Consider the following 12,404-nt stretch of genomic DNA (forward strand, 5'->3'; position numbering starts at 1 on the left):
AAGATTAGTTATTGTCACTAACTCTTTTGATTAGAAAAAGATAAACTTGAGAATTTTCATTCAAATTTATTGACTCAAAATCCGCTGTACTTAATTTAAATGAATCAACCCTAGGGCAAGGGGGGGTAAGATACCTGCCAAGAATAAAGAAAAATGGTATTAGGTAGTTCCGACGGTTTTAACTTGAAATAGTCAATACCTCGAGTTAACAACTCAATCAATCCTTGGTCATCAGATAGGTGGGCGGGAGTACAATGAGCGAATTTGGGAAAACCAAGACTATCTGTCGCTAGATGACGTTTAATTCCATTGGTACACTTGTAGAAACAAAATCCTTTCGTCTCAACAATCGCATTACAGGTATTTTTGACGGCTTGAGAATCAATCATAATTAGAGTCGTCCACAAGTTTTTTTTCTTGTTGTCGTAATCGGCGATGTAATTCTTCGATTATTTTTGGGATGATTCCCTGACTTCTCCACTGTTTATAATGCCAGAACCCGGTGGAGTAGGTCGGGAAATCTTTCGGGAGGTCCCGCCAATTACAGCCATTTTGAGTTGATAGAAAATCCCATCTAAAATCTGTCGTTTTGTCCATTTCGGGGGGCAAGTCAATTTCTTCTTTGGCAATAGCGGTTCTACGATAGACCACTCTTTATCCGTCAGGTTTTTCGGTACTTGTTATGCCAATAATTAATCAAAAATAAAAAGTGGATAAAATTGTGTCAGTCTAAAAGTAGTTAGAATCTAGGCAAGAAAAGACTTAGGGTGCAATCGAGATAATTAAAAAAATTGACAAAAGAGTTATTATTTAATATAATCGTAAAAAACGAGAGTATTTAATTATGACACTTGACAAGTTTTTGAATCTAGAAGAAATCTTTATTCAAGGCTATCGACACTTAGAAAATATCGGCCTAATCTTCCGGATCGAATCGAAAAATAAAAAAGCGACCTGTCCTCGCTGTGGGTTGACGAGCGATAAAGTACACCAGAATCATCGCTATCTGGTGAAGGATTTACCGATCTCCGGGCAGTCGGTATATTTACAAGTTAATCGTCGCCAATTTAAGTGCGATAATTGCCAGAAGCCTTTTAGTGAGAAATTAGATTTTGTCAACTCCAAAAGAACCTATACAAAAAGATTAGCTGAAAACATACTCGGGCAACTAAAAGAAGGAGATATTTTAAATATTAGCCGAAGAAATGAAGTAACGGAAGAAGCAATTCAAAGAATGCTAGAGGATATCGCCGAAGAAATTATGTCTCTCGATCTATCGAAATTAAAAAGAATTGGAATCGATGAAATCGCTCTAGTTAAAGGACAAAAAAATTATGGTGCGGTTTTAGTAAATTTAGATACGGGGAAACTAATAGCTATTCTAGAAAAGCGAACACAAGAAGAGTTAAGAAAAACACTGACGGGCTGGGGAAAAGAGGTTTTAGAGAAAATTGAAGAGGTAAGCATAGATCTCTGGTCAGCCTATAAAAATTTAGTGGTAGAATTGATGCCATCGGCCGAGGTGGTCGCCGATAGATTCCATCTGATAAAACAAATTAATCAAGAATTAGATCAACAAAGAAGAGCAGAAAAGAAAGCGTCAAATGAACTAAAAAATCAAAAGAATTAAGCGGAATAGGAAGCAAAATTAGAAGTGTTAAAGCCAAGCAAATATAGTCTGCTGAAAAACGAAAAAGAGTTAACAGAAAAACAAAAAATAAAACTAGAATAAATCAAAAAAACATTGCCAAAGTTAAAAGAAATGCACGAATTAAAAGAAGAATTCAGAACAATTTACAAAACCTCGAAGAATGGGACAGAAGGAATGATAGACCTATCAGAATGGATGGCAAAATCGGCCAATATTTTGACCAAGAGTTGTCAAACAATCCGAAACTGGTTGGGAGAAATTATTAATGATTTCGAGCCAAGAACAACGAATGGGGTGGTTGAAGGAATCAACAATAAACTTAAACTAATAAAACGAAGAGGTTATGGTTTAAGAAACTTTCGAAATTTTGGGATTAGAAGTATGCTTGCTTGGCATTTTGTGTGTTAATTTAGCATAAAGAGTAACGAAGAGCCATCCGTCATACTACTTGAGTACATTTTGGCTTACTCCTCTATCGATTTTCGGGGACGACTAGACGGCGGCGCATTCACTGACGGGGTTCAGACCAAAGTATTGCCGTTAAACAGGCTACCGACTCTCTTCCCTGAAACCTATAATGGACAAGGTTTTCGCTTCACCTTTTCAGCCTAGCATCTACAGGATAAAAGATACCAAATGGGTTCTATAAGGATTGTATAAGCCAGCGCAAGAGGGCAAAATCTTGATAAACTGAGGGGATAACTATCGCAGACAATCCCCATGACCACTCACTTTATTAGTGCCGAAATCGACCTACAGGAAACCCCGCAACAACTGCAGCAAGAAATCGAAAAAGAATTAGCCAAACGCGGTGAACCCTTGCGTTGGGCAATCACAGAAGTGGATACCGAGAATAATCAAGTCAAAGTCGAAGCGATTGTCACCACTGTCTCGTGAATTCCCGTCCCTATACCGCCGTACTAATTATTCCCACCGGCATCGGGGCAGCGATTGGCGGTTATGCTGGGGATGGCATTCCCGTGGCCAGAGCGATCGCCCAAGTTTGCGATCGCCTAATTACCCATCCCAATGTCCTCAACGGCGCACAACTGTACTGGCCTCTGGACAACACCTATTATGTGGAGGGTTACGCTTTAGATCGTTTTGCCCGGGGGGATTGGGGATTAAGTCCCGTCCATCAAAATCGCATCGGGTTACTATTTGATCGCACCATTGAATTTGACCTCTTGCAAAGACAGCTTCAGGCTGCCGATGCTGTTCGGGCTACCCTAGGCTTAGATCTGACCGATTACCTTATCACCGATGCCCCCCTAAATGTGCAGTTGCGAGAGGCAGCCTCCGGGGCCAGTTGGGGAACAATTGGCAATCCCGACAGCTTGCTGCGGGGGGCAGAAAAACTGATTAAGCAAAGCCGGGCAGAAGCGATCGCCATTGTTGCCCGTTTTCCCGACGATCCCGATAGCATTGCCCTGGCTAATTATCGCCATGGTCAGGGGGTGGATCCCCTTGCCGGGGCCGAAGCGGTAATTTCCCATCTGGTGGTGCGACAATTCCAAATACCGGCGGCCCACGCCCCCGCTTTAAGTCCGCTGCCCCTCGATCCGCAACTTTCCCCCAAGGCCGCGGCCGAAGAAATCGGTTATACTTTTTTACCCTGCGTTTTGGTGGGTTTAAGTCGCGCCCCCCAATTGGTCAAGCAGCCCAGTCCCGATGCTATTTGGCGCCGGGAGGTGGACGCGCTGATCGTTCCCGCCAGTGCCTGCGGCTCTAGCACAGTATTGAGTTTTTGTCAAGAAAAAAGTGTACTGATTGCTGTCGAGGAAAATAGTACAAGAATGAAGGTGGCCCCGGAACCTCTAGGGGTGAAAGCAATTAGGGTACACTCATATACAGAGGCGATCGGTGCGATCGTTTGTCAACGGGCCGGGGTTAGCCTCGCATCTCTTCGCCCTAATTTAAACTCTTTACGCTGTTTATCCGAGAATCCGTGACTAATTCCCCTAATCCCGAATTTGATCCCCTGACACGCACACAAGTCCTCACCATTATGGCGGTAACGGCGATTATCTTGCTGGTAGTCGCCAAAGTTTGGCAATATTTCGGTGCGATCGCTATTCCCGCCATTCGCTGGACTCTCCCGGATTTCCTGTTCGGATTAGCCTTAGCGGGGGCGATTAGTGGAATTAGTGGGCTTCTCTATCGTTTTTGGCCTAGTTATCGCCATAGTGCTAACTCTTACTTAGAATTAGTCATTAAACCTTTAGCTTGGCCCGATTTAATTTGGATTGGATTACTGCCGGGGTTAAGTGAAGAATTATTATTTCGCGGGGTAATTTTGCCAGCTTTGGGCTTAAATATCTTTGGTTTAACCGTTTCTAGTCTAATTTTTGGCATTCTCCATTTTAGCGGTTCCCAACAATGGCCCTATGTTATCTGGGCAACTGTTGTCGGTTTTGCCCTCGGTTATACCGTCATCATCACCGGTAATTTATTAATCCCAATCCTCGCTCATATTATCACCAATCTCCTCGCTAGTTTTCTCTGGAAATTACAGAATAGTAATCAGTAATCAGTAATCAGTTATCAGTTATCAGTTATCAGTTATCAGTGATCAGATTTGAGTTTTAAGTGAGCAGTATTAAATAAAAGTTTCCTACTGTCTTTTCACTGATCACCGATTACTGTTCACTATTCAATGATTACTGTTTACTGAAAATACTCCCTTCTCCCCAATTCATAATTCATAATTCCCACTTCCCCGTCTTCTGTCTTCTGTCTTCTGTCTCCTATAAAAAATATGGAAGTGCAATTTCGCGAATTTAATCCTTTTGATGTCTGGTTTTGGCTGGAATTTTCGACGGTTCCCTCGAATTCAGTTATCAGTTATCAGTTATCAGTTATCAGTAATCAGTAATCAGTTATCAGTGACTACTCCTGTCTCCTATAAAAAATATGGAAGTGCAATTTCGCGAATTTAATCCTTTTGATGTCTGGTTTTGGCTGGAATTTTCGACGGTTCCCTCGAATTCAGTTATCAGTTATCAGTTATCAGTTATCAGTAATCAGTAATCAGTTATCAGTGACTACTCCTGTCTCCTATAAAAAATATGGAAGTGCAATTTCGCGAATTTAATCCTTTTGATGTCTGGTTTTGGCTGGAATTTTCGACGGTTCCCTCGAATATGGAACAGCAGTATGTAGAAGAAGTTTTTGCCTCTTGGTTTTATTTGGGTAAATTAGGGGCTTTCAATGCGGAAAACCTACAGGTACAGGAGGTGGGAATCGATATTAGTTATATGGAATACGATCCAGATATGGCCGAAAATGCCTTTATGTCACCGATGCACAATATGACCGATTTTGAATACTTAGGTACTTGGGGACGTTGTTGGTTTGATCTCGGTACTAGCGATCTTATTGCTTTAGATATTTTAATCAATGCCTTGACCCAATTAAGTAAGGATTTTGTCGATATTAAACGTTTAATTATCGGTGGAGAAAATCAAGATTGGCCAGTAAGCGATCGCAGTAATTATCTCTTTAGCGAATAATTAGGGTTTACTGAAAAAGTTTCTTGGTGGAGTCAGTATTCTCCGAGTCAGGAGTTTATTTTTATTTATTTATTCTCCCCACACCCTACACCCCACACACACCCCACACCCCACTTAAAAACATCTATGCTTAATCTCGTCTCCCTTCCAGAAATTCCCGCCGCCGCTTGGAAACGTCCTCTAGGCAAAGGTTGGGAAAAACCCTACAGCGTCCGCTACGCCAGCAATTTAGATGATGGTCCTTGGCATGGGATGCCTCTGGGGGGATTTGGGGCCGGTTGCATCGGACGTTCCCCCAAAGGTGACTTTAACCTCTGGCATCTGGACGGCGGTGAACACAGTTTTAATAGCCTTCCTGCCTGTCAATTTAGCATTTTTGAACAAACAGAAGACGGAAGCGCCCAAGCCTACGCTATGGCGACGGAAAGCCCGACGGATGGAACATTATCGCGCTGGTCGTGGTATCCTGCCGAAAAGGGAACATATTCTGCCCTTTATCCCCGCAGTTGGTACGAGTACAAAGATGTTTTTCAGACTCAATTAATTTGCGAACAATTCTCACCGGTTTGGGCGCATAATTATCAAGAAAGTAGTTATCCTATTGCCCTATTTGAATGGACGGTTCATAATCCCACCGATAAACCGATTACTATTAGTATTATGCTGACTTGGCAAAATACAATCGGTTGGTTTACTAACGCGATTAAATCCCCAGTGGTTAAAGTGAGAGATGATGGTAGTCCCGTCTATGAATATCAATCAAAATGGGGGGAAAGTGAGGGTAATTATAATCAATGGATTGTCGATAATTTCCGCGTTGGCTGTCTAATGGGTCGAGATTACGAAAACCCCGGGGAAGGGGATGGACAGATGGCGATTGCTAGTATCACTAATCCGAGTCTAGAGGTATTTTATCTGGGTAAATGGAACCCTGCGGGCGATGGAGGCGAAGTTTGGGACTATTTCGCCATGAATGGCTCTTTACCGGATATTGAGGACGAAACCCCCGCCCAAAAAGGGGAACAAACGGCCACGGCCATGGCGATTCGTTTTACCATTCGTCCGGGGAAAACTCGCAAAATTCCTTTTATTTTAGCTTGGGATTTACCTATCACGGAATTTGCTCAAGGAATTAACTATTATCGTCGTTATACGGACTTTTTCGGTCGCAATGGTCAAAATGCTTGGGCGATGGTACGCACAGCCTTAAAACACGGCGATACATGGCGAGAAAATATTATTAACTGGCAAAAACCGATCCTAGAACGCAGCGATCTGGCCGATTGGTTTAAAATGGCTTTATTTAACGAATTATACCTCCTAACGGACGGCGGCACTCTCTGGACGGCAGCCACGGAACAGGATCCCATCGGTCAATTTGGGGTCTTAGAATGTATAGATTATCGTTGGTATGAAAGTCTTGATGTGCGTCTCTATGGTTCCTTTGGGTTATTGATGTTATGGCCGCGCTTAGAAAAGGCCGTCATGGAAGCTTTTGCCAGGGCAATTCCCAGCAGTGACGACACTCCTCGGATTATCGGTTATAATCAAGCTAGTGCCATTCGTAAGGCTAAAAATGCCACTCCCCACGATTTAGGCGCACCCAATGAACACCCTTGGCAAAAGAGCAATTACACCAGTTATCAAGATTGTAATCTCTGGAAAGATTTAGGCAGTGATTTTGTTTTATTAGTCTATCGGGATTATTTATTAACGGGGGCTAAAGATGAGGATTTTCTGCGGGAATGTTGGCCGTCAATTGTCCTGACTTTGCAATATTTAAAAACTTTTGACCTTGATAACGATGGGATTCCCGAAAATTCCGGCGCACCAGACCAAACCTTTGATGATTGGCGTTTACAGGGAATTAGTGCCTATTGTGGTGGTTTGTGGATAGCGGCCCTAGAAGCGGCGCTTAAAATTGGGGCAATTCTTGGAGAAGATACAGCAATTTTTGCCAGTTGGTTACAGCAATCTCGCGCTATTTATCATGATACTCTCTGGAATGGAGAATATTATAATTTAGATAGTGGCAGTGGTTCCGATGTGGTGATGACTGACCAATTATGCGGTCAATTTTATGCCCGTTTATTGGCTTTGCCAGATGTGGTAGAAAATCAATACACGCAATCAGCTTTAAGTAAGATTTATCAGGCTTGTTTTCTCAAGTTTCATGAGGGAAAATTTGGGGCAGCAAATGGGTTAAAACCCGATGGTACTCCCGAAAATCCCCAGGCAACTCATCCCTTGGAAGTTTGGGTAGGAATTAATTTTGGGTTGGTGGCTTTTTTACTGCAAATGGGAATGGAAAAGCAAGGATGGCAAATTACGGAGGCGGTGGTGCAACAAATTTATGAAAATGGCTTACAATTTCGCACCCCAGAAGCAATAACGTCGGTGGGAACTTTTCGCGCCTGTCATTATTTACGCGCCATGGCTATCTGGGCCATCTATGGGGTTTTGACGGAATTTCAGGGCTAAGTTTTCTTTTGGACTAACACTAGGTCGCCTTTTATCAGTTTTAATGTAACAATGCCATTAATATACACAATTCTGGCTTTAAGTCAATAGCCTTTACAAAACTTCAAAAATTGCCTCACAAAAAAATGTCATCCCTAGGGGCTTTTTTTGGGGAATGGTATCAATGCAGTCCTCTGATTGTCGCAGTTTTGCGTTGATTTGAGGCTTAACGCTTAAACTAAGCCCACAGCATACCACGATCATACCAGATTAAGAAATGTAGGCAATCCCGATTTACAGCCAAATTTTGGCAAATTCTGGGAAAGTTTAGATATTGTAACTTCCTTGTTACATTTAACTGATTGGCTAAAGTATTTAAATATTTTAATTATTTATTCTTAAATAATAATTTATACTTATTATAATCCTTTCTCTCCACTTGCCACTCTCCCATACCTTTTAAACAGGATTTAGTATCATTAGCTTAAGGACTATAGAAGATTATGAGACTAGAAAAAGAAGATTTTGATTGGGCAGTACAACAAAACCTAATTACTGCCAGCCAAGCTGAAAATTTATGGACAGCTTTTTTATCCCGTTATCCCCAGGAAGATGAAGTTAATCGCCCTCGTTTTAATTTTGCTAATGTGGCTTACTATTTTGGCGCATTAATTGTTATCTCTGCCCTGGGGTGGTTTATGAACAAAGCTTGGGAGAGTTTTGGTGGTGCAGGCCTATTTTTTATCGCCCTGTTTTATGCAGTTTGTTTTATTTTCACGGGTAAAAATCTCTATTTTCAGCAAAATCTCAAAATCCCCGGCGGCCTTTTATTTACCATGGCAGTGGCAATGACTCCCTTAGCAATCTATGGTTTACAACGCTGGACAGGATACTGGCAAGCTGGAAATATGGCCATTTATCCAGATTTCTATACCTGGACTAAAGGCAGTTGGTTTTTAATGGAATTAGGCACGATTATCGCAGGATTAATAACTTTGCGATTTGTTAAATTTCCTTTCTTAACTGCACCGATCGCCTTTAGTTTATGGTATATGTCAATGGACTTAACCCCTTTACTATTTGGAGAGAACGAATATACATGGAGAATGCGACGCTGGGTATCCTTTTGGTTGGGAATTGCCTGTTTAATAACTGCCTATTTAATTGATGTACGTCAGCGTCGTAGTCGGGGAGATTTTGCTTTTTGGCTATATCTATTCGGATTGATTATGTTTTGGTTTAGTCTATCTCTCCTCATCGAGGATAATGAAGCGCAACGATTTTTATACTGTCTAATTAACTTGGGATTAATGTTATTATCCGTCCTGCTAAAAAGAAGATTATTTGTGGTTTTTGGAGGTATCGGAGTATTTGCCTATCTTTCCTATCTCTCCTATCGTCTCTTTGCCGATTCAATTTTCTTTCCCTTTGCCCTAACTGTCCTAGGACTTGGTATTATCTATATGGGAGTTTTATATCAGCGTCATTACCCAACCCTGGCTAGATTTATTGAAAGTTATATCCCTCTCGAATGGCGCAATTTATTACCCAAAGATAGATAATTAGGATAAATAGTTTTTCAGTGATCAGTAAACAGTGAACTGATCACTGATAACTGATAACTGATAACTGATAATGTTACTTCTATGCGAATACTTTTGGTGGATGATGAAAAAGAATTAACCGAACCCTTAGAACAAATTCTTGCTCAAGAAGGCTATGAAGTTGATATTGCTGATAATGGTCGGACGGGGTTAGAATTGGCAAAAGAGAATAATTATGACCTCTTAATTCTCGATTGGATGTTACCCCAGCAATCCGGATTACAAATCTGTCAATATTTACGGGATCAAGGGGACACCACTCCCGTTTTATTTCTAACCGCTAAGGATACCATAGACGATCGAGTGGCGGGATTAGATGCCGGTGCTGATGATTATTTAGTCAAACCCTTTCAACTGCGAGAATTATTAGCGAGAGTCCGCGCTTTATTGCGTCGTTCTCCCAATTTTGAAGCTAGTAATAGCAGTAAATTAAAATGTGCTGATTTAGAACTCGATAGCGAAAATCAAGTAGCCTATCGTCACGGTCGCACGATTAGTTTATCAGCAAAAGAAGTACAATTATTGACTTTATTTATGACCCATCCAGGGCAACTTCTCACCCATGAACAAATTTATCAGCATCTCTGGTCAGAAGGAGAGCAACCTAATAGTAATGTAGTTGCTGCCCTGATGCGCTTGCTGCGTCGTAAAATCGAAGCGGCTGGAGAAACACCTCTAATTAATACTGTCTATGGGAAGGGCTACCGTTTCGGGGAAAATTAGGGAATGCTGAAGGATAATGAGAATACCAACTGATTACTGATTACTGATTACTGATATATGTTATCCTGCCTACAAATTGAAAATTTTACCCTCATCGATCGCTTAGAATTAACTTTCGGGAACGGATTAAATGTACTGACCGGTGAGACGGGGGCAGGAAAATCGATTATATTAGATGCGATCGATATTGTTCTCGGTGGTAAAGTCAATCATCGCGTCATCCGTCAGGGAAGCCAACAATCAACCCTAGAAGCGACTTTTTCTCTGACTCCAGAATTAATTGCTTGGCTAGAAAGTCAGGAAATTGACCTATTAGAGGATAATAGTCTGACCATTAGCAGGGAATTAGTGATTACTAATAATTCCTTGCGTTCTCGTTCTCGCATTAACGGAGTCGTCGCTAATCGCCAACAAATGGCGCAAATAAGAGATTTTTTGGTAGAAATCACCGCCCAAGGTCAAACAGTTCAGTTAATGGACGCTAATCGACAGAGGGAATTATTAGATCTCTACGGGGGTGAATCGCTGCTGCGGCAGCGGGAAAAGGTAGCCACAGCCTACGCTAACTGGCAAGAAAGCAAGAATAGTTTAAACAATAGGTTGCAATCGGAACAAAATCGCCTACAGAGATTAGATTTACTAGAATATCAACTAAAAGAACTAGAATCAGCTAATTTAACTGACGCTGACGAGTTGGAACAGTTGGAACAGGAAAGAAACCGACTCTGCCACGGTGTCGATTTGCAAAATTCCAGCTATCAAGTCTATCAACTACTCTACCAAAACGATCGCGATCAACCCGCTGTCGCTGATTTGTTAGGAAAAGCTGAAAATATCTTGACAAATATGATGGTTTATGATACGAGTTTAGAGCCAATTTTAGAGATGGTGCGATCGGCATTAAATCAGGTGGTGGAAGCGGGACAGGAAATCAACGTTTATGGGGATAGTCTAGAGGCAGATCCCGAGAGATTGAACGAGATAGAAGAGAGAATTGTCCAACTTAAGCGCATTTGTCGCAAATATGGCCCAAGTTTAGCCGAAGCGATCGATTATTATCAGAAATTACAGCAGGAATTAGCGGAGTTGACGGGAGAAGGACAATCGATTGAGGAATTAGAAAAAATTTGTCAGCAACAGGAAAAAATCTATCGAGAAACTAGCACCCAGTTGACCTTTTTGCGACAAGAAACCGCTAGTCAACTAGAAAAACAATTGGTACAGGAATTAAAACCTTTAGCCATGGAAAAGGTGATTTTTGTCTGTCGGATTAACCCGGGTAATCCTAGCAGTCTGGGAGTCGATCAAGTGGTATTTTATTTTAGTCCCAATCCGGGGGAAAAAATCCAACCTTTATCCAGTACCGCTTCCGGAGGAGAAATGAGTCGTTTTCTCCTAGCGTTAAAGTCCTGTTTTTCCCAATCCCAATCGGCAGCGACAACCCTAATTTTTGACGAAATTGATGCGGGAGTATCGGGAAAAGTTGCCCAAGCAATTGCCGATAAATTAGATCAATTAGGTCAACAATATCAAGTTTTATGCGTTACTCATCAACCCTTAGTGGCTGCTTTAGCTGATCACCATTTTCGAGTTTATAAACAAATGATTGCCGAAGATAATCCCACTAATCTCTCGGAAATTCGCACGGTTGTCCGGGTTACTTCTCTCGATAATCGTCAGACGAGAAGGGAAGAATTGGCACAATTAACGGGAGGAAATTCGGCAGCAGATGCCATCGCTTTTGCCGAGTCTTTATTGGAGAAAGCGGCTGCCAAAAAACAGTAAGATTTAACCTTGAAATTGACTGATTAACCAACGTCCCACCTGACTTTGATCCTTGCTGCGTGCCTGTTGTAAAGCTGACTCTAAAACCGCAAGTTTTAAATTAGGTAAAACCTTTGATATGTCAATTCTTTTGCTACCTCGATCGATTATTTCAAAAGCGAATATTTGGGGATAATCGACGTTAACACTCCAATATTCACTAACTCCTAATTCTTCGTAGAGTAAGCGTTTATTACCTAAGTCATCATTGAGGGTAGATTTTGAGATTTCAATGACTAAATCTGGTGGGGGATACTGATTTAAATCAATCAGCGAAGTACCGTAGGGAATCAGATTAGCTTTGTCAGCAAAATAATAAGATATATCTGGTTGAACTTCTCGATAACCAGACTTGCGAAAACTGCAATTATCTTTGGCATTAAAGGTCAGATTTTTTAGGGTAGCATAGAGACTAACAGCGAAGATCAAAATAGCATGATCGCTGGCATGATCGTTACCAATAGGAGTCATTTCTAATCGATAATAGCCATTGTAATAATAACTTTTTCCTTGATTTTCTGGGAAGTTTTTAATTGCTTCTAAGTATTCTTCCCAACTAGCTTTAATCCATAAATCTGTCGAGATAATAGTTTCTAGCTGTTGCATAATCTTAGCCTCGATTTTATGGAG

At 41.4% G+C, this 12,404-nt stretch carries 11 protein-coding genes and 3 pseudogenes; 11 read left to right on the forward strand and 3 right to left on the reverse strand.

The genetic code is table 11. From position 1 onward, the window contains the following. Positions 1-110: 110 nt before the first annotated feature. Together H6F92_RS16325 and H6F92_RS16330 are read right to left on the reverse strand one after the other, a co-directional pair. The gene (locus H6F92_RS16325) at positions 111-389 is read right to left on the reverse strand and encodes a hypothetical protein (RefSeq protein ID WP_199308243.1); all 279 of its coding nucleotides are present in this window, start codon (positions 387-389) and stop codon (positions 111-113) included. Continuing rightward, positions 382-629 (reverse strand): annotated as a pseudogene (locus H6F92_RS16330) (transposase). The gene H6F92_RS16325 and the pseudogene H6F92_RS16330 overlap by 8 nt, the downstream one beginning before the upstream one ends. A 215-nt stretch (positions 630-844) precedes the next feature. Between H6F92_RS16330 and H6F92_RS16335 the strand changes: the two are divergent. The 11 genes and pseudogenes from H6F92_RS16335 to recN all read left to right on the forward strand — a co-directional run bounded on the left by H6F92_RS16335 (position 845) and on the right by recN (position 11,735). Beyond that, positions 845-2,059: pseudogene (locus H6F92_RS16335) on the forward strand (ISL3 family transposase). Between the two features lie 312 nt (positions 2,060-2,371). Beyond that, complete coding sequence (locus H6F92_RS16340; RefSeq protein ID WP_190358725.1) at positions 2,372-2,548, forward strand: hypothetical protein; 177 nt, start codon at positions 2,372-2,374, stop codon at positions 2,546-2,548. After that, positions 2,545-3,603 (forward strand): DUF3326 domain-containing protein, encoded by a 1,059-nt coding sequence (locus H6F92_RS16345; RefSeq protein WP_190358726.1) that lies wholly within the window; start codon positions 2,545-2,547, stop codon positions 3,601-3,603. The genes H6F92_RS16340 and H6F92_RS16345 overlap by 4 nt, the downstream gene beginning before the upstream one ends. After that, positions 3,600-4,181 (forward strand): CPBP family intramembrane glutamic endopeptidase, encoded by a 582-nt coding sequence (locus H6F92_RS16350; protein ID WP_190358727.1) that lies wholly within the window; start codon positions 3,600-3,602, stop codon positions 4,179-4,181. Before H6F92_RS16345 ends, H6F92_RS16350 begins: the two co-directional genes overlap by 4 nt. A 228-nt stretch (positions 4,182-4,409) precedes the next feature. Further along, positions 4,410-4,520: pseudogene (locus H6F92_RS16355) on the forward strand (DUF3531 family protein); the annotation flags it as partial. A 44-nt stretch (positions 4,521-4,564) separates the two neighbouring features. Beyond that, the gene (locus H6F92_RS27075) at positions 4,565-4,681 is read left to right on the forward strand and encodes a DUF3531 family protein (RefSeq protein ID WP_416338788.1); all 117 of its coding nucleotides are present in this window, start codon (positions 4,565-4,567) and stop codon (positions 4,679-4,681) included. Between the two features lie 38 nt (positions 4,682-4,719). Next, positions 4,720-5,163 (forward strand): DUF3531 family protein, encoded by a 444-nt coding sequence (locus H6F92_RS16365; protein WP_002752631.1) that lies wholly within the window; start codon positions 4,720-4,722, stop codon positions 5,161-5,163. 126 nt (positions 5,164-5,289) lie between these two features. Then, positions 5,290-7,644: a GH116 family glycosyl hydrolase gene (locus H6F92_RS16370; protein WP_190358728.1), complete on the forward strand. Its 2,355-nt coding sequence runs from the start codon at positions 5,290-5,292 to the stop codon at positions 7,642-7,644. A 482-nt stretch (positions 7,645-8,126) separates the two neighbouring features. Continuing rightward, positions 8,127-9,185, forward strand: a complete 1,059-nt coding sequence (locus tag H6F92_RS16375) for a DUF2157 domain-containing protein (RefSeq protein WP_190358729.1) — start codon at positions 8,127-8,129, stop codon at positions 9,183-9,185. 84 nt (positions 9,186-9,269) lie between these two features. Then, positions 9,270-9,950, forward strand: a complete 681-nt coding sequence (gene rppA / locus H6F92_RS16380; protein WP_190358730.1) for a two-component system response regulator RppA — start codon at positions 9,270-9,272, stop codon at positions 9,948-9,950. 57 nt (positions 9,951-10,007) lie between these two features. After that, on the forward strand, positions 10,008-11,735 hold the full coding sequence (recN, locus tag H6F92_RS16385) for a DNA repair protein RecN (RefSeq protein ID WP_190358731.1): 1,728 nt from the start codon (positions 10,008-10,010) through the stop codon (positions 11,733-11,735). Between the two features lie 3 nt (positions 11,736-11,738). On the opposite strand, the gene H6F92_RS16390 is transcribed toward recN, so the two are convergent. Then, positions 11,739-12,380 carry a Uma2 family endonuclease gene (locus H6F92_RS16390; protein ID WP_190358732.1) on the reverse strand — a complete coding sequence of 214 codons (642 nt, stop codon included), beginning with the start codon at positions 12,378-12,380 and terminating at the stop codon, positions 11,739-11,741. Between the last annotated feature and the right edge of the window lie 24 nt (positions 12,381-12,404).

The organism is Microcystis wesenbergii FACHB-1317 (assembly GCF_014696875.1).
Taxonomy (GTDB): domain Bacteria; phylum Cyanobacteriota; class Cyanobacteriia; order Cyanobacteriales; family Microcystaceae; genus Microcystis; species Microcystis wesenbergii_A.